Source organism: Pseudomonas furukawaii (genome assembly GCF_002355475.1).
In the GTDB taxonomy this organism is placed as follows: Bacteria; Pseudomonadota; Gammaproteobacteria; order Pseudomonadales; family Pseudomonadaceae; genus Metapseudomonas; species Metapseudomonas furukawaii.
Genome location: NZ_AP014862.1, coordinates 1,783,851 through 1,804,649, shown reverse-complemented (window position 1 = coordinate 1,804,649; position 20,799 = coordinate 1,783,851). Strand labels below are relative to the sequence as shown.

General features: G+C 66.4%; 20 protein-coding genes. 1 reads left to right on the top strand and 19 read right to left on the bottom strand.

The genetic code is table 11. From position 1 onward, the window contains the following. Window positions 1-3: 3 nt before the first annotated feature. Entirely contained in the window at window positions 4-1,230 is a 1,227-nt protein-coding gene (locus KF707C_RS08460; RefSeq protein ID WP_003453657.1) for a hypothetical protein, read from the bottom strand. 1,063 nt (window positions 1,231-2,293) lie between these two features. Here KF707C_RS08460 and ltrA point away from each other — a divergent pair. Further along, the gene (ltrA, locus tag KF707C_RS08450) at window positions 2,294-3,661 is read left to right on the top strand and encodes a group II intron reverse transcriptase/maturase (RefSeq protein WP_003453656.1); all 1,368 of its coding nucleotides are present in this window, start codon (window positions 2,294-2,296) and stop codon (window positions 3,659-3,661) included. Window positions 3,662-4,201: 540 nt separating this feature from the next. Here the strand turns inward: ltrA and KF707C_RS08445 are convergent. The 18 genes from KF707C_RS08445 to KF707C_RS08360 all read right to left on the bottom strand — a co-directional run bounded on the left by KF707C_RS08445 (window position 4,202) and on the right by KF707C_RS08360 (window position 20,365). Beyond that, window positions 4,202-5,161, bottom strand: coding sequence for a PDR/VanB family oxidoreductase (locus KF707C_RS08445; RefSeq protein WP_003452740.1), 960 nt, complete (start codon window positions 5,159-5,161; stop codon window positions 4,202-4,204). Between the two features lie 14 nt (window positions 5,162-5,175). Continuing rightward, window positions 5,176-5,610, bottom strand: coding sequence for a RidA family protein (locus KF707C_RS08440; protein WP_003452744.1), 435 nt, complete (start codon window positions 5,608-5,610; stop codon window positions 5,176-5,178). Beyond that, window positions 5,607-6,626, bottom strand: a complete 1,020-nt coding sequence (locus KF707C_RS08435; RefSeq protein ID WP_003452747.1) for an aromatic ring-hydroxylating oxygenase subunit alpha — start codon at window positions 6,624-6,626, stop codon at window positions 5,607-5,609. Before KF707C_RS08435 ends, KF707C_RS08440 begins: the two co-directional genes overlap by 4 nt. Window positions 6,627-6,649: 23 nt before the next feature. Beyond that, window positions 6,650-6,868 carry a recombinase-like helix-turn-helix domain-containing protein gene (locus KF707C_RS08430; RefSeq protein ID WP_003452749.1) on the bottom strand — a complete coding sequence of 73 codons (219 nt, stop codon included), beginning with the start codon at window positions 6,866-6,868 and terminating at the stop codon, window positions 6,650-6,652. A 1-nt stretch (window position 6,869) separates the two neighbouring features. Continuing rightward, window positions 6,870-7,187 (bottom strand): hypothetical protein, encoded by a 318-nt coding sequence (locus tag KF707C_RS08425; protein WP_003452752.1) that lies wholly within the window; start codon window positions 7,185-7,187, stop codon window positions 6,870-6,872. Window positions 7,188-7,191: 4 nt separating this feature from the next. Next, a complete protein-coding gene (locus KF707C_RS08420; RefSeq protein ID WP_003452754.1) occupies window positions 7,192-8,157 on the bottom strand; it encodes a VOC family protein in 966 nt (321 codons plus the stop codon). 13 nt (window positions 8,158-8,170) lie between these two features. Then, entirely contained in the window at window positions 8,171-9,655 is a 1,485-nt protein-coding gene (locus tag KF707C_RS08415; protein WP_003452757.1) for an aldehyde dehydrogenase, read from the bottom strand. A gap of 10 nt (window positions 9,656-9,665) precedes the next feature. Beyond that, entirely contained in the window at window positions 9,666-10,469 is an 804-nt protein-coding gene (locus tag KF707C_RS08410) for an aspartate dehydrogenase (protein WP_003452759.1), read from the bottom strand. A gap of 10 nt (window positions 10,470-10,479) precedes the next feature. Beyond that, window positions 10,480-12,162: a thiamine pyrophosphate-binding protein gene (locus tag KF707C_RS08405; RefSeq protein WP_003452760.1), complete on the bottom strand. Its 1,683-nt coding sequence runs from the start codon at window positions 12,160-12,162 to the stop codon at window positions 10,480-10,482. Further along, window positions 12,155-12,952, bottom strand: a complete 798-nt coding sequence (locus KF707C_RS08400) for an SDR family oxidoreductase (RefSeq protein ID WP_003452763.1) — start codon at window positions 12,950-12,952, stop codon at window positions 12,155-12,157. The genes KF707C_RS08405 and KF707C_RS08400 overlap by 8 nt, the downstream gene beginning before the upstream one ends. Further along, window positions 12,939-13,772 (bottom strand): IclR family transcriptional regulator, encoded by an 834-nt coding sequence (locus KF707C_RS08395; RefSeq protein ID WP_003452765.1) that lies wholly within the window; start codon window positions 13,770-13,772, stop codon window positions 12,939-12,941. The genes KF707C_RS08400 and KF707C_RS08395 overlap by 14 nt, the downstream gene beginning before the upstream one ends. Continuing rightward, window positions 13,759-14,634 carry an alpha/beta fold hydrolase gene (locus tag KF707C_RS08390; protein ID WP_003452766.1) on the bottom strand — a complete coding sequence of 292 codons (876 nt, stop codon included), beginning with the start codon at window positions 14,632-14,634 and terminating at the stop codon, window positions 13,759-13,761. Before KF707C_RS08390 ends, KF707C_RS08395 begins: the two co-directional genes overlap by 14 nt. Window positions 14,635-14,642: 8 nt before the next feature. Next, window positions 14,643-15,173, bottom strand: coding sequence for a cupin domain-containing protein (locus KF707C_RS08385; RefSeq protein WP_003452768.1), 531 nt, complete (start codon window positions 15,171-15,173; stop codon window positions 14,643-14,645). A 15-nt stretch (window positions 15,174-15,188) separates the two neighbouring features. Then, window positions 15,189-15,950 carry an SDR family oxidoreductase gene (locus KF707C_RS08380; protein ID WP_085986665.1) on the bottom strand — a complete coding sequence of 254 codons (762 nt, stop codon included), beginning with the start codon at window positions 15,948-15,950 and terminating at the stop codon, window positions 15,189-15,191. Window positions 15,951-15,955: 5 nt separating this feature from the next. After that, window positions 15,956-16,732 carry an ABC transporter permease gene (locus KF707C_RS08375; protein WP_003452773.1) on the bottom strand — a complete coding sequence of 259 codons (777 nt, stop codon included), beginning with the start codon at window positions 16,730-16,732 and terminating at the stop codon, window positions 15,956-15,958. 9 nt (window positions 16,733-16,741) lie between these two features. Beyond that, window positions 16,742-17,737, bottom strand: coding sequence for an ABC transporter substrate-binding protein (locus KF707C_RS08370; protein WP_003452777.1), 996 nt, complete (start codon window positions 17,735-17,737; stop codon window positions 16,742-16,744). Window positions 17,738-17,774: 37 nt separating this feature from the next. Then, window positions 17,775-18,626 (bottom strand): ABC transporter ATP-binding protein, encoded by an 852-nt coding sequence (locus KF707C_RS08365; RefSeq protein WP_081608092.1) that lies wholly within the window; start codon window positions 18,624-18,626, stop codon window positions 17,775-17,777. Window positions 18,627-19,261: 635 nt separating this feature from the next. Beyond that, a complete protein-coding gene (locus KF707C_RS08360; protein ID WP_036992720.1) occupies window positions 19,262-20,365 on the bottom strand; it encodes an IS110 family RNA-guided transposase in 1,104 nt (367 codons plus the stop codon). Between the last annotated feature and the right edge of the window lie 434 nt (window positions 20,366-20,799).

Here is a 20,799-nt window from a genome sequence, read left to right as displayed (position 1 = left end):
CCCTCAGAAGTAGTAACCGACATTCAGGTTGGTACGGAATATCCACTCGTTGCTGCGGGACGAGGTGGCGCTGGTGAAGCCGGTACCGCTTTCAGCGCCGCCGTAGGGGTTGGCGTTGCGGCCCCAGGTGAAGTCCAGCCAGCCCATGATCGGCATGGCGATGAACTGCACGCCGGCGGTGAACATCTGCGAGTCGTCCCAGCCGCTCTTGTCCTTGAACATGCGGCTGTAGTCGTTGTAGAAGCGCAGCTTCTTGAGCATCCCCATGTTCGGCGTCGGCACGTCGTAGCCGACGTTGAAGGACAGCACCGAGGCCTTGGAGGCGATGAGGTACGCCGGCGTCAGGCCATTGGCCCCCATGAGGATGGCGTCGTCGCTGACCCCGTCGGGGTTCTTCGGATCGAACTCGTAACGGATGCCCTGGGTGGTGACGGTCCAGTTGCCGGTGTTGAACACCGCGTGCAGGCCGCCGGCCCAGTAATCGCCATCGTCGTCGGTGGTGGCGTTGTGCAGGCGCGCGGCGGCCAGGGAGGCGCCCACCTCGGTCTTCCAGCCGTCCCCGGCGAAGTTGCGTGCCACCCGCAGGTTCACCTGGTCGCGCTTTTCGTTGTCCTGGCGTCCGTGGATGAAGGGGATGGCGTTGTCATCCAGGTCCGCGAATCGCCCCACCTCCGGCGAGTAGCGGAGATCGCTGGGCAGCATGCGCGGGAAATAGCCCGCCTGGACGTGCCAGTCGGCATCCTTGTAGACGTACTTGGCACCCGCCCCGGCGCTGACCCCGTAACCGAGGAAGAAGGGGATGTGGTAGCTCCAGCCGAACTGCGGGTAAGGCTCCAGGCCGAAGGGCTTGAAGGGCGCACCCAGCTGCAGGCTGGAGGTGTCGCTGAACCGGTAGCCGACGAAGCCACGGTCGATGGAACGCTTGCCATCGTCCTGGAACCAGTAGCCGATATCGGAGAAGAGATTCTTGTGGGTGGCCTGCACGTCGAGGCGGAAGGTATCGAAGAGGAAACGGCCATTGTTCTCGGTGGTGTCCCAATCCTCGTGGCGATAGTTCATCCGCAGCGCGCCGCCGATATCCAGGGTGCTCTGCCCGTCATCGCTGCTCAGGCTGATATGGGGGAACGCCTTGGCCGGTTTGGCGACGGGCGATGCCGGGCCGGCGGACTGGTCGGCCATGGCGGAAGCGGTGGACAGCGCGAGACCAAGGGACAGCAGGTACTTGTTCATTACGACCTCATCTGCAAGTTCGCTAAGGCAGAGTTTCTTGAGCAAACAAAGCCCGCCACCCGAACTTTCCAGGCAACTTTAAAGTTGCAAAACCGGACTATTTCAGGCGCTTCGCTTATTGCTCGTTAATTGTTTTTTCGGCCTCTCCATCGGCCAGTTCGGCTGTTACCCGGCAGCGCTGCCGAACAGCCAGTCTCCATCGCATTTCGTTTCATCTGCGATACGCTGTTTTGAGCATGAATCATGCCACTGGACAGCCAGCGCGTTATTTTATGAAAAAGTCTTTACTTTCAGTTGTTTATATATAGAACAGGGACTTTTGTACCGCCCTTGAAACCTGACTTTCCGGGGGTAACGAAAACGCACAAAGTGTGTGCGAGAAATACTCACAGTGACACTTTCAGGGGAGTTCTGTCGTTTCATCAGGAAAACCTGAATGGGTGGTCCTTGATTTTTACAAGGATGGACCGAGTGAAGCTGTAACTTCCCTCAGCCAACTTCATCCATTCCGCTTATCCGGACTAGATGATTAGTGCATTTTCCACGGACAAAAAAGGTTCTTCGCAGATTATCGGGGAAGGGACTTGCTCAAGCCGGATTGTCGAACCGGTGTCAGGTTTTGTGGGGGCTCGGCTCATTTCCGCGCAGGCTGCGAGTTGCTGTTTCGCCCTCCCGGGCGAGTCCCTTGTGCGCCCAGCATGGGCGCCATCCTAGAGGTGAAAGTCCTCTCTTGAGCTGGCCACAGCGAATGAAGTGAAGCGCAACTGCATGAAGGCGACTGAGTGTGGGGAGGAAGCGTGGAGCGTAAACCGCGAGCCGAGGTACACGAACTGCATCTGAGGCGTTACCGGACAGGGCGAGCAGCCAAGGTACTGCGAAGCTCTTGTGGCCAAAGCCCGGTGACGTAAATGCAGCGGTTGTGCGGTGAAGGATGGCGTTCTTACCTGGGGAGATCTCGCCTTATGCCTGAAAGGGCAACGACGTAAGTTGGAGCGAGAAGTCAGCAGAGGCCGTAGTAGTTGCGCTGCAGCGAAGGGCCGAACGAGAAGGAGTGAGGTTCACCATGGCGATACAGCAGGCCTTGCATCAGATGCCCGGGAAACCGGGGCGGGACGGAGCTGCAACGGGTGAAGCCCGACGCGGGGCGTCCAGCGATGAAGCCGGCTGTCCGCGCCATGACCAGAACCACACGGGGTCAGGGCTTCTGCAAGAAGTCCTGACAAGAGAGAACCTGCAACTGGCGCTCAAGCGCGTTCGGGCTAATAAAGGTGTTGCGGGCGTCGACGGTCTTGGGATCGATGAGACGGTCGAGCATCTGAAAACGGCCTGGCCCGCGATACGGGCACAGTTGCTGGCCGGGACGTATCGGCCAAGTCCGGTGCGTAGAGTCCTGATCCCCAAGCCGGAGGGTGGCGAGCGCAAGCTGGGCATCCCGACGGTGACGGACAGGCTGATCCAGCAGGCGCTGCTACAGATTCTGCAGCCGTTGCTGGACCCAGGGTTCAGTGATCATAGCTACGGCTTTCGTCCCGGTCGCAGCGCTCACCAAGCGGTACTGGCAGCGCAGCGATACATTCACTCGGGGCGGAACATCCTGGTGGACGTCGATCTGGAGCAGTTTTTCGATCGCGTCGACCATGACCTGTTGATCGCTCGACTGAGCAGAAAGGTGACCGACCGAGGCGTTCTGCGTCTGGTCCGGGCCTACCTGAACAGCGGGACGTTGATCGACGGCGTGGTGGTGGCCAGTGAACGAGGGACACCGCAAGGCGGCCCCCTTTCACCACTGCTGGCCAATGTATTGCTGGATGAGGTGGACAAAGAGTTGGAGCGACGAGGCCATTGCTTCGTCAGGTACGCGGACGACGCGAATGTTTACGTACGCAGCCTCAAGGCCGGTCAGCGGGTAATGGCAGTGCTCCGTCGCCTTTATGATCGACTCAGGCTGCAAGTGAACGAACGCAAGAGCGCGATTGCCAGTGCGTTTGGCCGCAAGTTCCTGGGCTACAGCTTTTGGCTGTCGGCTCAAGGCGAGATCAAACGCGGGGTGGCCAGCCAAGCACTGCAGCGGTTCAAAAGCCGCATCCGACAGCTGACGTCTCGAAACGGAGGCCGAAGTGTGTCGCAAGTGGTGGAAAGCCTGAGGCCTTACCTACTGGGTTGGAAAGCGTACTTCGGTCTATCGCAAACCCCTCGTCGTTGGCGGGGTTTTGATGAGTGGATACGCCGACGACTCAGGGCCATCCAGCTCAAACAATGGAAAACCGGACGGAGAACGTACCGTGAACTGCGCAAACTTGGAGCATGGCCTGATCTGGCAGCGGCGATAGCCGGCAACAGCCACAGGTTCTGGCACAACAGTGTCGGTCTGATCCATGGAGTGCTCACGGTGGCGTGGTTCGACCGGTTGGGTCTACCTCGACTCTGCTGACCTCAACTTCTCGAACCGCCCGGTGCGGACCCGCATGCCGGGTGGTGTGGCAGGGGCGCGGCCCGATGGCCGCCCCCTATGCCGATTCTCAATCGCCGAAAGGAACCAAAGGGCTTGCCCCTGCATCCGGCCCGGCTTCGCCGGGTCCCCTCGCTGCATCGTCGCTCCGGGGGAACGGCGCGAGGGGCCATCCATGGCCCCACACGCCTCTCGCGGCATCCATGCCGCTCGTCCCCCTGCACGACGAATCCGCTCGGCCTCCTGACGGGGCACTTCGCGCGGCGTCATCTTCTTCGCCTGGTTTCAGATCGGTTTGGGCAGCAGGATGACTTGTCCCCTGCCGGCGCGAGTCACCCCTCTCCTCTTCTGGGAGAGGGGCGGGGGAGAGGGTGGTATCCGCAGACTGGGAGTTGGTCAGGGCGCCACGCACAATCGCCGATCCAGTGTGAACAGGAATTCCCCGATTATCCGCGATGAACCAAAAAAAAGCCGGCGTCACGAGCGCCGGCGAAGGGATGAGCAAAGGAGCACTCGGGGGAACTAGAGGTCCAGCACCAGGCGTGAACCCTTGCAGCCGGAAACGCAGACCATCATGGTCCGGTTGGCCGCTTTCTCGGCCTTGGTCAGGACGCCGTCGCGATGGTCCGGCTCGCCTTCCAGCACCGCCGTCTCGCAGGCACCGCAGACGCCCTCGCGGCAGCTGCAGTCCACTTCGATCCCCGACTCCAGCAGGGCATCCAGCAGGGACTTTCCGCTGGGCACTTCGATGACCTTGGCCGAACGCGCCAGCTGCACCTCGTAGCTGCCCTGGGGCGCAGTCGGGGCCTGGGGCGCGGCGGCGAATCGCTCGACATGGACATTGCCGTGGCCGAGGCTTTCGCAGAGGTTCTCGAAGGCCTCGATCATCGGCGTCGGGCCGCAGCAATAGAAGTGCGCACTGGAGGGGCGTTCGGCGAGGAAGGCCCGCAGGTCGATGGGCCCGCCCTGCTCATCGTCGAAGTGCAGCTTCACCGGTACGTCGGTGACGGCGGCCAGCTCGGCCACGAAGGCGGCCTCCTTGCGCGAACGGGCGCAGTAGAGCAGTTCCACCGAGCGGCCCAGGGCGCGCAGGCGGTTGAACATGCAGTAGATGGGGGTGACGCCGATGCCGCCGGCCACCAGCACCGTGTGCCCGGCGCCCTCGTCCAGCTGGAAGTGGTTGCGCGGCAGGGAAATGGTCAGCGGCATGCCCACCCGCAGGTTCTGGTGCACGTAGGCCGAGCCGCCCCGGCTGTTGCGGTCGCGGAGGATGCCCACCACATAGCGGCCACTGTCCTCCGGCGAGTTGAACAGCGAGTAGCTGCGCACCAGGCCATTGCCCAGGTGCAGGTCGATGTGGGAGCCGGGGGTGAAGGGTGCGAACACCTGGTCGCCCTGGGGGCGCAGCTCCACGCTGATGATGCCTTCCGCCTCGAAGCGCAGCGTGTGGACGAAGGCCGTTACCGTGTTGTTGTGAGTCATGTGCTACCTCTGTTTCAGGCTTCGTCGCAGCGGGTCAGATCAATGTCCAGGCGCGCCCAGGCGTCGACTTCCACCCGCAGTTCCGGGAACACCAGCCCGCTCACCTCCACCAGGGTGGAGGCCGGGAAGTGGTCCTGGCCGGTGAAGAAGTCGCGCCGCGCGCGCCCGACCGCGTCCTTGTCGTCGATGCGGGTGACGTAGATGTTGAGCTTGTAGATGTTGCCGATATGGCCGCTCGCCGCTTCCAGCAACGCCTTCACCTTGCCCAGCACCAGCAGGGTCTGGGCATGGGCGTCCAGGGGCTCGCCCCGCTCCGCCGCCAGGCGGGTCGCGGCGTGCCCGGTCATCCCGGACATCACCAGCTCCCGGCCCACCAGCAGGGCGTTGGACCAGCTGGCGCTGGCCGGCTCGGGGACGGCGTCGGTGCGGATGCGGCGGACCGGGGTCATAGCTGCCTGGCCTCGATCAGCTCGAGCTGGGCCTTGGCCAGGTTCTTCATGTGCCGGCGCAGGCGCACCAGGCCCAGGTCGTGCTGGTAGAGGTTCTCCCGCTGGTTGGCGTCCGGCTCCATGAACTCGAGCATTTCCCGGTCCTGTTCCAGCACCGCCCAGTGGCGGGCTTCCAGGCGGTTCTTGTAGAGGAAGCGCCAGGTATCGCGCTGCCAGCCGGTCAGTGCCCGGCAACGCCAGTGGAACACGGCCGAGAGCTCGCGACTGATGGGCGTGTAGCTGCCGACGATGTGGAAATTACCGCCCGGGCCGCCGGTCTTGGGATAGGGAATCTCCAGGCGCATCCAGTGCACGCCGGTGTCGGCCCATTCGGTCCAGTCGAAGTTCACCCCGCGCTGGCCGTCCTTCTCGAAGATGAAACCGGTGTCGGTGTCGCGGGTGACGAACTTCGCCTGACTCTCGCCTTCGGACATGGAGTGGGACTGCTTGTGCAGGTAGGTGCCGTGCATGGGGTCCATGACGTTGTCCAGCACGTAGCGGTAGTCACCGCGCCACTCGGCGTAGCAGAGGAAATGGGAGAAGGCCGGGTCGGTGAGCTGCTCCGGCAGCACCAGGGGCGGCGCCTCCTCGACGTTCTGCGCCGAGTTGTACAGCCACACCGCGCCGGCGGCCTCGGTGACATGGAAGTAACGGGTCGCCTGGCTGCCTTCCAGCTTGCAGCCGGGGCTGCCGGGCACGCGGGTGGTGACGCCGTCGCAGCGCACTTCCACGCCGTGGTAGGGGCACTGCAGGCGGTCGCCGAGGTTCACCCCGCGGGACAGCGGCGCCCCCCGGTGCGGGCAATGGTCTTCGAGGGCATGCAAGGTGCCGTCGGTGTCGCGCCAGAGGGCCAGCTTGTAGCCCAGGCGACGCAGGGAGACCGGCCTGTCGGCGATGAAGCCGACCGGGCAGATGGGGTACCAGAGGTTCTTCAGGCCATTGGCCAGGAGGTGTTCAACAGGGTCCAGGGTGCTCATATCGCTTTCCTCTTGGAGGGAATTCACTCGCCCAGGCGGGCCATCAGGGTGGTGTAGGCCTCTTCGGTCCAGGGACCGCCACCAGGGCAGGTGGGGCCGGCCTGGTTGAGGTAGCCCAGCAGGCCCGGCAGGTCGTGCAGGCCGGCCGCGTAGGCGCGCTCGATGGAATCGCCGAGCAGGTCTTCGAAGGCGTTCGGCTCGCGGCTACGGGCCTGGTGGGGTTCGAGGTAACGGTCTTGCATGTCATTGGCCTCCATTGCGGACCCGCTCGCGAATGGTTTCGCGAACCGGGACGAAGTCGTAGGTGGGGTAGCACTCGGTACGGAAGACGCCCCAGGCGGAGCGCTCCAGTTCAACGTTGATGCGCGGCAGCAGGGCCGGCGGCAGGCGCAGCGTGACGATCTGCCCCAGGCCCATGGCGACCGTCCAGGAGACGATCTCAACGCCTTCGCCGGGGAAGCGCTCCCACCAGTCCATGGCCTTCATGTGGCCCTGGATGGCGTCGAGGTTCTTCGACGGGTCGTGCCGGAGCAGCAGGGTCAGCAGCATGGTTTCGCTCATGGCCTCAGCCCTTGGGTTTGTCGGTGAGGAACTTGCCCTGGGGCGCCTCGACGTTCTTCTGCCGCCGGGTGTTGCCGTCCAGGCCGCCGGCGATGGCCCACTCGGCGAAGACGGTGGGGCCGGGCTCGAAGGTCCGCGCCTGCCACTCGCCGGTGAGCTGGTCCTCGTCGGCGTAGTACTCCACCAGGGCGCCCGCCGGGTTGCGGAAGTACCAGAAGTAGGCGGAGGACACGGGATGCCGTCCCGGGCCGATCTCGGTATCCCAGCCGCAGCGGGAGATGTGCATGCCGCCACCGAAGACCTCGTGGATGTCACGCACGGTGAAGGCCACGTGGTTGAGGCCGGCGCGCGGCTGGGGCAGTTGCAGCATGAAGAGGTCGTGGTGGCCGCCCTCCTCCGCGCAGCGCATGAAGGCGCCCCGGTCCGGGTAGCGGTCGGAGCAGACGAAGCCGAAGCGCTCGCTGTAGAACCGCTCGCAGGCGTTGACGTCCTTGACGAAGAACACCACATGCCCGACTTCGATGGGCTGGGCGCGCTCGTAGATGGGGCTGGCCTGGTTGATCCGGCCCTTGAACTGCCAGGTGTTGGACTGGCCGCACGGCACCTGGATATCGCGCTTGCGGGTGACCTGGAAGCGCACCGCCAGGCCGTTGGGGTCCAGGCAGCCGATGCGGCCCTCGCCCTCGATGAAGCCGGGGTCGCGGGCGATACGCTCGGCGTAGCGCTTGAGGTCCGCCTCGCTTTCCACGCCCCAGACCACTTCCCGCAGGGTGGAGCCCGCCTCGATGGCCGGCGGCAGGCCGGGCTTGTCCAGGTGGGCCAGGATCACGCGGCAGCCGTTCAGGCTCTCGAAGACGACCTCGTCGTGGCTCGCCGCCACTTCCTTCAGGCCCCAATCGGCGAAGAAGCGCGCGCTGGTGGCCAGGTCTTCCACGCCGTAGGTGATTTCGTCGATTCCCAATACGCTCATGGCGTCTTCCTCGTCAGTGGCCGCCGGCCCAGGCCAGCGGTTGTTCGTTCAGGCCCCAGTAGAGGCTCTTCTGCTCCATGTACTGGAGGATCCCCAGGCGGCCCTTCTCGCGGCCCAGGCCGCTGTCGCGCCAGCCGCCGAAGGGGGTGGCAATGGAGAACTGCTTGTAGGTGTTGATCCACACGGTACCGGCCTGCACGGCGCGCCCCAGCTTCCAGGCCCGCTGGAAATCACGGGTCCAGATGCCGGCGGCGAGGGCGTAGCAACTGTCGTTGGCCTCTTCGATCAGGGCCGCTTCGCTGTCGAAGGGCATGGCCACCAGCACCGGGCCGAAGACCTCCTCCTGGCACAGGCGCGCGTCGTTGCCGAGGCCTTCGATGATGGTGGGGGTGTAGAAATAGCCGCGCTCGAAGGCCGCGCCCTGGGGACGCAGGCCCCCGGTGCGCAGGCGACCGCCTTCGGCGACGCCCAGTTCGACATAGCGCTCCACCGACTCGCGGTGGCGGGCGGTGATCAGGGGCCCCATCTGGGTGCCTTCGTCCGCCGGGTCGCCGACGCGCAACGCGGCGGCGCCGGCCGCCAGGCGCTCCATGAACTCGTCGTAGTGCTCGCGGGCGACGAAGAGGCGGGAACCGGCGATGCAGGACTCGCCGCTGGAGCTGAAGATGCCGTAGAGCACCCCGGCCACCGCATGGTCCAGGTCGGCGTCGGCCAGGACCATGGTGGGCGACTTGCCCCCCAGTTCCATGGACACCAGCATCATCTTGTCGGCGGCGATACGGGCGATGTGCTTGCCGGTGCTGGTGCCGCCGGTGAAGGACACCCGCTTGACCAGGGGATGGCGGGTCAGCGCATCGCCGATCACCGATCCCTTGCCCGGCAGCACGCTGACCAGGCCGCTCGGCAGGCCGGCCTCGTCACAGATGCGGGCCAGCGCCAGGGCCGCCAGCGGGGTGACCTCCGCCGGCTTGACCACCACGGCGTTGCCGGCGGCCAGCGCCGGCGCCAGCTTCTGCGCCTCGGAGGCGATGGGCGAGTTCCAGGGGGTGATGGCGGCCACCACGCCCATGGGCTCGTAGACGCTCATGGTGACGAAATCGCCCCGGGAGGGGGTGATGGTCTCCTCCAGGGTCTCGCAGGCGGCGGCGAAGAACTGGAAGGTGGCGGCGGCGCTGGCCACCAGGTTGCGGGTTTCCTTGATCGGCTTGCCGTTGTCCAGGCGCTGCAACTGGGCCAGCTCCTCGCTGCGCTCGCGGATCAGCGCGGCGATGCGATAGAGCACGGCGGCGCGCTCGTGGGGCTTGCGCTGGGCCCAGCCGCTCTCGCGGAAGGCGCGGTCAGCGCCGATGATGGCCTCCTCCACGTCCTCCAGGCTGGCGGCGTGGAGCCGGGCGATGGCTTCGCCGGTGGCCGGGTAGAGGCTGTGGTAGAGGTCGCCACCGCCCAGGCGCCACTGGCCGGCGATGCAGATGGGTTGGATCGGGTCGAGGTCAATCACGGTCGTTGTCCTAGATCGAAATCACGTGGGCGTGGTTGCCCAGCGCGCGAACCACGCTGAACACGGTGAGCGCCGAAGTCTTGGGGTTGGCCGCCAGGGGCTTGCCGCGCAGGGTCAGCTCGAAGCCGCCGAAGGCGCCGCTGGCCTCCACCTGATGCACGTTCTCGCAGCTCTCGGGGTCGGCGATCAGGCGCACCTGGGTACGGTCCAGTCCCAGCCCGGCGAGGGACAGGGTGGCGGCGACGTTGGCGTTCTTCGGGTAGAGCCGCGCGGCTTCCCGGGCGCTGCCTTCGAAGATCACCCGGGCTTCCTCCAGGTGTTCCAGGTCGCAGACCTGTTCACCGGGGGTGCCGAGCCAGGCGCGGGCCGGCTTGCGGCCGGTGTAGCGCACCGACTCCAGGCCACCCACCTTGGCCGCCGACAGGGCGTCGATGCCACCGATGGCACCCGGCAGCAGCTCGATGCGGGTACCACCGAATTCGGCGGCGGCCTCCAGGCGCTCCACCAGCCCGGGCTCGGAGAGCGCGCCCACCGACACCACCAGGCAGGGAATCCCCTGGGTCAGGGCCGGCAGCACATGCTCCTCGATGGCCCGGTGCCCGGCGCACTCCACCAGCAGGTCGGGGCGCACCCCGGCCGGCAGCTCGCTGAGCACCCGCGGCGGATTGCGCAGCCCGCCCAGGCGCTGGCGGACCAGCGGCTGGGAGGCTTCCGGCACTATCACCGCATCGACGCAGAGGTGCGGGTCGCTTTCCAGCAGTTCCAGCACGCCGACGCCAATGGCGCCGCAACCGATCATGGCGATATGCAACATGGCGTCTGCCTCAGACTGCGGCCTTGGCGGCCTTGGCTTCGTTGACCGGCGGACCGGCGAAAATGGTCTTGAAGCTGCCCACCGAGAGCATGTCCACCTCCAGCAGGAAGGGGCCGGGCTCGGCCAGGGCGCCATCCAGCACGGTGCTGAAGTTCGCCAGGTCGCTGACCCTGGCATGACGCAGGCCAAGGGAGGCGGAGAGCTGGGCGTAGTCCGGGGTGTGCAGGTCGACGTAGCAGCGACGGCCACCGTAGGCGGCGTCCTGGATGTTCTTGATCACCCCGTAGCCCTGGTCGTTCATCAGGACGATGACCATGTTCGCGCGCTCCTGGACGGCGGTGGCCAACTCGCCCAGGTTGAGGATGAAGCCGCCGTCGCCGGCCAGCACGAAGGTCTTGCGGCCGGGAGCGGTTTCCGCCGCGCCCACGGCGGCGCCGATGCCCATGGCCAGGCCCTGGCCGATGCCGCCGCCGAGGGCGTGGACGCCGGCGCGGGGGCTGAAGATCTTCAGGTGGCGGTTGCCCCAGGTGCTGTTGGAGACGGTGACGTCGCGCACCCAGTTGAAGTCGCTGCCGGCGAGGTTCTGCAGTTGCTCCACCAGGGAGGCGTAGGGGCCGAGGCCGTCCACCAGCTGGGCGCGGGCCTGGTTGCGCGCGGCGGCCAGGTCGGCGGCGAAGGCCGGGTCCACCGACAGGCGCCCTTCCAGGCGGTCGGCCAGGCCCTTGAGGACCCGTTCGGAGTCGCCGCAGACGAAGAAGTCGCTGGGGTAGCAGCGGCCCTCCGCCGTGGCATCGGCGTCGGCCCGGTAGAGCGGACGCGGGAGCTTGAGCTCGTACTTCAGGGTTTCGTTGCCGCGCAGGCGCGAACCGACCACCAGCATGGCATCGCAGCTCTGGTAGAACTGCTCCACGGGCTTGTTCAGGTTGAAGGCGCCGAGGGAACGCTCGTCGTCCTCGGGGACTATGCCGCGCCCCTGGGTGCTGGTGACCACGCCCACGCCCATGGCCAGCAGGCGCTTGACCTGCTCTCCGGCGTGACGGGCGCCGCCGCCGAGCCAGAGCATCGGCCGCCGGGCCTTGGCGAAGCGTTCGGCGAGGTCATCCAGCGCCTGCTCGGAGGGCTTGGCCACCGGCACCGGCAGCGGCGACAGGTCGGCCGGCATGTTGATCAGCGCCGACTGGATGTCGATGGGGATTTCCACGCTCACCGGGCCGGTGGGCGCGGTCAGGGCGGTCTGCACGGCGAGCTTGATGGTGCTGATGGCGGTGTCGACGCTGCGCACGCGGAAGGCCGCCTTGGAGATGGCCTTGAGCATGGTCAGCTGGTCCGGCGCCTCGTGGATGTAAGCCAGGCTCTGGTCCAGGTAGGGAGTTTCGATCTGCCCGGTGAGGTGCAGCAGCGGCGTGCCGGCGGTCAGGGCCTCGACCATGGCGCCGGCGGCGTTGCCGGCGGCGGTGCCGGTGCTGGTCAGGCACACGCCCAGGCCGCCGGTGGTGCGGGCGTAGGCGTCGGCCATGTTGGCCGCGCCGGCTTCGCCACGGGCCATGACGAAGCGGATGTTCCCGCGAATGGCGAAGGCATCGAGGATCGGCATGTTGTGGATGGAGATCACGCCGAATGCGGCCTTGACGTCGCACTGCTCGAGGAAGGCGGCGATGGCGGCGCCGACGGTGACTTGGTTTTCGTTACGCATGACGGGACAAACCTCCGGAAACATCGATGTGACTGCCCGTCGTGTAGGCAGACAGGGGGGACGCGAGGAAAACGATGGCGCGGGCCGCCTCGATCGGCTTGCCCAGGCGCCCGAGGGGAATCTGCTTGCGTTGCGCCAGGTCGCCGCTCCACCGGGCCCAGTCCTGGTCACGGTCTTCGCGGGCCTCGAAGCGGCGGCGCCACTGGCCGGACTCCACCAGGCCGATGAGGATGCCGTTGACCCGGATGCCCTGGGGGGCGAACTCGAAGGCCATGGAGCGCACCAGGTTCTTGACCCCGGCGCGGGCGGCGCTGGTGGCCACCATGTGCGGTTCCGGCTGGCTCGCCAGCAGCGAGTTGACGCAGACGATGGCGGCGTCCGGCTGGCCCTGCAGTTGCGGCAGGAAGGCGCGCACCGGGTGGATGATGGAGAAGAACTTCAGGTTCAGTTCCTCGGTCCAGGCCTCGTCGGTGGTGTCGGCGAAGGTGGAGACGCGACCCTGGCCGGCGTTGTTCACCAGGATGCTGGTCCGGCCCAGCTCCCGCTGGCTGGCCTCGGCGAAGGCGGCGACCTGCCCGGCGTCGAGCACGTCGCAAGGCTGGGCGAACAGCCGCGCCTCGGGGAAGCGCTGGCGCAGGCTGCTCTCGGCGCTCTTCAGGCGGTCCGGGTTGCGGCCGCAGAAGGCCACGGCGGCGCCGGCCTCCAGCAGCAGCTCGACGGTGGCCAGGCCGATGCCGGAGGAGCCGCCGGTGACCACGGCCACGGCGTGGGACAGATCACACAGGCTCATGCTGCTTGCTCCGGAAGATGGAGGTCACCTTGTCGTGGCCGTCCGGGGTGTAGTTCAGCAGGTGGGACAGCTCATCGGCGCTGTGGCGCACGGCGCTCACCAGGCCATCGATGCGGGACGGATCGATGTGCGCCGAGGGAATGGTGGCGCCCATGGCGGCCACCACCCGGCCGCTGTGGTCGCGCACCGGCGCGGCGACCGTGGAGATGGTCGACTCGAAGAAGCCCTCGCCCTGGACGAATCCGCGCAGGCGGTCGCTCTGCACCAGGTCGAACAGCTCCAGCACGGTCTTCGGGGTGTTCGGCGAGAAGCTTTCCAGGTGCTCTTCCGGGTACAGCTCGCGCAGCTCGGAGAGGGACAGGTCCTGCAGCAGGATGCGGCCGAGCACCGTGGCGTGGGCCGGCAGGCGGGTGCCGACGTTGACCGTGCTGGTGAGCAGGGTCGAGGGCGAGACCTTGGCCACGTAGACGATGGAACGGCCATCGCGGACCACCAGGTTGCAGGGGTAGCGGATCTCGTCGCAGAGCTGGTTCAGCAGCGGCTGGCCCAGTTCGGTGAGTTCCAGCGAGGCCAGGTACTCGAAGCCCAGGCGCAGCACGGCCATGCCCAGGCGGTACTCGTTGCCGTTGCGATTGACGAAGCCCATGGTTTCCAGCGTCGTCAGCAGCCGGAAGATCGTCGAGCGCGGCAGCTTCAGGCGCCGGGCCAGCTCGGGGGCGGTCAGGGTGCGGTTCTTCCGGCTGAACTCGCAGAGCAGCAGCAGGCCGCGCTCCAGGCCGGGCACTATGTACTTGTCTTGTTGATCGTCAGGCTTTTCCATGGGCGGATCCTTCAAGAGTGAGGCGTTGCGCGTGACCAATGCGTCCTGCGACCACGTCGGGTTGTTCGATGGGGCTGGCGTGGCCGGCTGCGGGGATCAGCGAGAAGGGAGCGTCCAGCCCCCGGGCGATGGCGCCGCAGGCCTCCGGCGAGGTGATGGCGTCGTCCTCGCCGCAATGCACCTCGCAGGGCATCGCCGGCCGGCCGTTGCCCAGCAGGTCGTCGCCGCAGAGCAGCTCCACCGCCTGGCGGTAGCCGGCCGGGTTCAGCCGCGCCATGTTCCAGCGCACCCAGGCCAGGGCGTCCTCGCTGGGGTTGCGCCCCAGCAGCCGGCTGGTGCGCTCGCTGGCCATGCCGTCGATGCCCAGCCGCTCGAGGTTGTCCAGGCGCTGCTGGCGCACCCGCAGCCCGGTTTCCCGCAGGGCCTCGGCGCCGTAGCCTCGCGCCGGGCTGATCAGCACCAGGCGGGCGACGCGCTGGGCGCCCTGGCCTGCGGCGTAGGCGGTGGCCATCAGCGCGCCCAGGGAGTGCCCCACCAGCAGGCAACGCTCGACGCCCAGGGCCACCAGCAGCGCCTCCAGCCGGGCGGCGTAGTCGACCGCTTTCGGTCTTGCCTGCGGCAGCGGCGTGGACAGGCCGTAGCCGGGGGCGTCCCAGGCGATCACGCGGTTGCCCTCGGCCAGGCGCTGGGCGCAATGCAGCCAGGACGCCGAGCCGGAGCCGATACCGTGCAGGAGCACCACCACCGGGCCCTGGCCGCACTCGCGGATGGCCACCCGGGCACCGTCGGCGACGGTCACCAGGCGCTCCGGGAAGCACTGCTGCAAGCGCGGCGTGGGGATGCGGGTCTGCGCCATGTTCATGGGTGACCTCAGCGCTTGATGCTCGCCAGAGGGTGCTCCGGCGGATAGGTCGGGGTGATGGGCTTCTTCGCGCCGAGCATCACGCACATCAGGGCGTCCTCGTCGCCGATGTTGATCTCCTCGCGGTACACGCCCGGCGGCACGGAGATGACATCGCGGTCGGTGAGGATGGTCTCGAAACGCTCGCCATCCTTTTCCAGGATGACCTTGAGCTTGCCGCGCAGGACGAAGAAGACCTCTTCGACATCGACGTGCAGGTGCGGCGGGCCCTCGTGGCCGGCCGGGATCACCATGGTGGAGAAGGTGAAGTGCTCGGAGGGGATGGTGTTCATGTCACTGGCCACGCCGGTGCCGCCGGTGCCGATGTAGCGCATCTGCGCGCGGCGGAACTTGGGGTCGTGGTCGGCCTGGAACTTCAGGGCGTCCCAGTCGTACTTGCGGGTGGAGTAGCGGGCGATGCGGGTATTGCACCACTCCTCGAAGCTGGCGCCTTCGGGGCGATCCCAGGATTTGGGCGTGTTCTGGTTCAGATCGGTCATGGGGGAGTCTCCTGATCAGGGCATGACGAACCCGCCGTTGACCGGCAGGGTTTGTCCAGTGATGAAGCGGGAAAGGTCGGACAGGGCGAAGAGCACTGCGCCGCAGACGTCCTCGGGTACCTGGCCGCGCTGAAGGGCGCGCTGGTCGCGGTAGAGCTGGTGCCGGGCGGCGGGCACGTAGGCGGTGGCCTCCACTTCGACCAGGCCGGGGGCGATGGCATTGACGGTGATGCCGTCGCCGCCCAGTTCGCGGGCCAGGCTGCGGGTCATGGCGATGACCGCGCCCTTGCTGGCGGTGTAGGCCAGCAGGTTGGGTGCGCCCCAGAGCGGCGTGTCGGAGGCCAGGTTGACCACCGTGCCACGGCCGCTCTGGCGCAGGGCCGGCAGGCAGGCGCGGGTCATCAGCCAGGTGCCGCGCACGTTCACCTGCAGCACGCGGTCGAACATCTCGATCTCCAGCTCTTCGCAGCTCTTGCCGCCGGAGTGGGTGATGGAGGCGTTGTTGACCAGGCCGTCGAGGCCACCCAGGCGCTCCACGGCGACGGCCGTGCAGCGCTCGATGGACGCCGGGGCGGCCAGGTCCAGGAACAGGCCGCTGACATCCAGGCCCTGGGCGGACAGGTCTTCGGCCGACCGCAGGACGCGGTCTTCGAGGATGTCGGCGATCACCACCCGGGCTCCGGCGCGGGCCGCCGCCTCGGCGAAGGCGAAGCCCAGGCCGCGGGCGCCGCCGGTGATCAGCACGCGGCGTCCTTCGAGAAGGGAGTTCAGGCTCATGGCGTTCACACCGTGCTCAGGTTGGCTTTGGGCAGGTAGTGCAGCACCCGCTTCTCGGCCCAGACCACCGCGCTGTAGGCCAGCACGCCGATCAGGGTGAGCATGACGATGGCGACGAAGACGCCGGCGGTGTTGCCCTGGCCTTCGGAGTCCACCAGCAGGAAGCCCAGGCCCTTGTTGCCGCCCACCAGCTCACCGACGGTGACGCCGATGACCGCCAGGGTGGAGGCGATGCGCAGGCCGGAGAACAGCGCGGCCATGGCCGAGGGGAACTCCACCAGGCGGAAGATCTGCCAGCGGCTGGCGCTCATGGCGCGGACCAGGTTGATCATGTCCGGGTCGACGGTGCGGATCGCCGAGAGCACGTTGATCATCACCGGGAAGAACACGATGAGCACGGCGATGAGGATCTTCGGGTACACGGTGTAGCCGAGCCACATCACGAAGAGCGGGGCGAAGGCCACCTTGGGCGCGATCTGCAAGGCCAGGATGTAGGGCGAGAGCATGGCCTCGGTGGTGGGCGACAGGCCCAGGGCGACGCCGATGGCCACCCCCAGCAGGGCACCCAGTCCGAAGCCGACGATGATCTCCAGGGTGGTGATGGCGGTGTGTTCGACGAGGTCGGCGTTGCGCCACATGGCCACGCCCTCCTCCATCACCCGGCTGAGCTTGGGCAGGACGAACTCGGGCATGCCGAGCAGGCCGGGGCCCCATTGCCAGGCGGCGAGGAACAGGACCAGCAGCGCGACGCTGCCGAGCATGGGTTTGTTCAGGCTGTTCATCGGGGCACCTTATTGCTTGGCGGCCACGTCGTCGGCGTCGACGAAGCGGTTGGTGTAGAGCTCATCCAGCGGCGTCTCGCGGCCGACGATGCCTTCGCTCACGTAGAACTTGCGCACCGTGTCCAGGCGCGCGGGGTCGATGTGGCCCAGGGGCTGCTGGTTGGCGTAGACGTGCTCGACGTAGAGGCGCAGGACCCTCTCCAGGCTGGCTTCCTTGCCCTTGTAGCTGGGCACCGCCTCGGCGAAGGTGGCGGCGGCCTGCTTCGGGTCGGCGATGATGTCGCGCATGCCCATGAGGGTGGCCTTGACCACGCCACCGACCACTTCCGGCTGCTTCTCGATGGCCTCCTCGGAGGCGAGGATCGCCTGGGCCATGCTTTCGAAGACTTCGCTGCGGGGCATCAGCTTGACCTTGAGGCCGGCGTCCTCGGCATTCACCACCCAGTCCGGCACACCGGCCATGGCCTGGGACTTGCCGGCGGAGAACAGTTGCCAGACACCGGACGGGCCGGCGGCCTGGACCTCGACATCGGTCTTGCTCAGCCCGGCCTTGCGCATGGAGGCCAGCAGTGCGTAGTAGGTGGTGTCGGAGTAGGACATCACGGTCAGGGTCTTGCCCTTGAGGTCCTTGATGCTGCCGATGCCCGCCTGCTCGTCGGTGGCGATCATGGTCACACCGCTGGCTCCCAGCACCGCGACCGCCTTCACCGGCACGCCATTGGCGCGGACGATGATCGGGGTGTCGCCGATGGCGCCGCCCACCAGGGCGTTGCCGGCACCGATCTGCTTGGCCACATCCACCCCGCCCTTGCCGGCGACGAAGGTGACCTTGAGGCCCTGCTGGGCGTAGTAGCCCTTCTGCTGGGCGATGATCCAGGGCGCGAAGGCCGGGGAGTTCGGCGGTGCCGGCAGCAGGTAGGTGATTTCCTTGGGCGCGGCCTGCACGGAAAGGCCGGCACCGAGGGCGGCGCAGAAGAACGTGGCGTGGATCAGGTTCTTGAACATCTGCAGCTCCTGTAGGGGAAATGGGATCGGGGACGGTTCAGTGCAGCTCGGAGTCTTCGCCGACTTTCAGCAGGGTCATCAGGCGCCCGGCGAGGGGACCGATCTCCGGCAGCTTGCGACGTTCGAGGGGGTTCTCCCGCAGCGGCAGGTTCACCTCGATTTCCTCGATGATGGTTCCCGGGCGGGCGCTCATGACCAGGATGCGGTCGGACAGCGCGATGGCCTCGATCAGGTCGTGGGTGATGAACAGGGCCGTCTTCCGCTGCTCATGGAGCATCTGCGCCAGGTCCTGCTGGAGGATCATCTTGGTCTGGGCGTCCAGGGCCGAAAACGGCTCGTCGAGGAACAGCACCTGGGGATCGGTGGCCAGGGTGCGGGCCAGGGCGGCGCGCTGGCGCATGCCGCCGGACAACTGGAAGGGGTAATGGTCGCCGAAGCCTTCCAGGTGGCACTTCAGCAGCATCCGCTCGGCGATGTCGCGACGCTCGGCGGCCGGACGCCCCTCGATCTCCAGGCCCAGTTCGATGTTGCGGCGAATGCTGCGCCAGGGCATCAGCAGGTCTTTCTGCAGCATGAAGGCGACGCGCTTCACCGGGCCGTTGACCCGCTCGCCGCCGACATACACCTCGCCTTCGCTGGGCATGTAAAGGCCGGAGCCCATGTTCAGCAGGGTGCTCTTGCCACAGCCCGACGGACCGATGATGGACACGATCTCACCACGGCGAATGCTGAAGTCCAGGCCATTCACGGCGACGGTGGGTTCCGCCTTGCCCTTGGCCGGGAAACGCTTGGTGACACCCCGGAACTCGATCTCGGCCCGGACTTCGTCGGCCCTGGGCGCACCCTGCAGCTGTTCGGCGGTGTAGATGTTCAATGCGGTGGCTCTCATCTGTTTTCGGCCTCACACTTGTTTCATATACGAAACATCGTTTTATTTATGAAACTTGCATGAGCCATGCCAGGAAATCGGCAGGTGAAAGAGCCCCCTTGTTTCGAGGGTTAAACCTTATAAATCAATAAGTTATTTGAATTGAGAGCGATGTCGGCGATGAATCTCCGACAAGCGACACGGATGAGGGAAAAAGTCGCTCGAGCGCCCATTGCCGAAACTGGGTCCTCGATGCACACCTTCAGGGCAGGCGTGCTTCATTTGGTAACAGGCGTTGCTGTTCTACACATAAAACAACGTTTTATGGGTGGAACAAATGTGGCGTTGCGGCTTGGCTCCGGCCAGGCACGTCGATGGGTTTCGCTGCGCTCTACGCCATCCTATGTATGGACTCGCCTTTTACTGTCAACCCGCTTTGAACAGAGAAACCCGGTTGCATCTATGTATCAGGCCTCAGCAAGGGAGCCGCAAAGGGGCTCCGGGCCAACATTGTCTGAGCTCGCGCCGTGCCAATTACGAAGAGGCTTAGGGGCCAGTAGGATGGCAGGCATCATCGCGCGGCGGTCTGACCTGGGGTCAATGTTCTCAGCAGCGGTTGAGGCGCTCAGCGCCTCGGTGGCGGGATCTCGTGGGATCTATTCGGCTATCGTTGCTCCCGGTTGGACAGAGGGATTACGGCAGTAGCGGGCGTCCGACTGCAGCAGCACCCAGACGATACGCAAGTTGCGGTTGGCCAGACGTATGGCCGCCCCCTTGCGTCCGTGCCGCTGCATCCAGCGGTTCAGCCGACGGTCGTCCACTTCCTCGGAGTCAGCCTTGAGCGTGCGGAGCACCGCATGGGCGCCCTCGACCATCAGGCTGCGCAGATAACCATCACCGCGTTTGCTCATCTTGCCGAGCCGAACCTTCTGGCCGCTGCTGTGCTGATCGGGTACCAGGCCAAAGTAGGCCGCGAACTGGCGTGCATTCGGGAAGCGCGCGGGCTCGACCTGCTTGGCGACCAGGGCAGTGGCGATGATCGGCCCAACCCCGCGCACGCTCATCAGTCGCGAGGCGGTCTTGTCCGCGTGCGCACATTGTTCCAGCCGTTTGGTCAGCAGCAGGAGACGGCCTTCCAGAGCCTGCCATTCCGCCTGCATATCGGCGATCAGCTCACGCAGCAGGTCTGGCAGCGGCAACGTGGCATCCTCCAGAATCCGGCTCACGCGGTCGCTGAGCGCTGCAGCGCCTTGCGGGATCGCCAGGCCATGCTCGAGCAGCAGCCCCCGGATTTGATTACCCAGCGTCGTCCGGCGCCGTATGTAGCCCTGTCTGACCCGATGCGCCGCCTGCATGGCCAGGGCCTCCACGGTTTTCACCGGTACGGCATGGATGGTGGTATCGCGTCCGGCGCGCAAGATCGCCTGCGCATCGTTGCGATCGTTCTTGGCACCACTGCGGTGCTCGGCGACTCGCTGTGCGGGTAACAAGCGCACCTGACAACCCAGGGCCTGCACCTGTCTTGCCCAGGCTTGTGCGCCCGGCCCGGTCTCCAGCAAGACCGTCGCGCCCTTGGCGATCTGGTACAAAAACCTCGAGAACGCCTCGCGCGACTGGAGACGCTTTTCGTACACCAGCTCTCCGTGCGCCTCTTCGCCGGCGATTTGGAACACCTGCTTGGCCAGATCAACAGCGACTGTCGTGCACAGAGAGAGCGTTTCCGGGTGTGCAGCTTGCGGTTTCGTCGTACGCTTTTGCATGGCCTTGCCCTCGCTGTCGGTGGTTATCGTAGGGTGCCACCGTGGCGCGCTCGACGCCTCGGCGAGGGCGAGTCCATCCAATTACGGGCCGCTCGGCGGCACGCGTGTAGGGTGGGTCACGCTCCACCGACCCACCGGCGAGGTCCGCTGCGGGTACGCCGATGGGTTTCGCTGCGCTCTACGCCATCCTACGAACCGCTCGGCGGCACGCGTGTAGGGTGGGTCACGCTCCACCGACCCACCGGCGAGGTCCGCTGCGGGTACGCCGATGGGTTTCGCTGCGCTCTACGCCATCCTACGAACCGCTCGCCGGCACGCGTGTAGGGTGGGTCACGCTCCACCGACCCACCGGCGAGGTCCGCTGCGGGTACGCCGATGGGTTTCGCTGCGCTCTACGCCATCCTACGAACCGCTCGCCGGCACGCTTGTGGGGG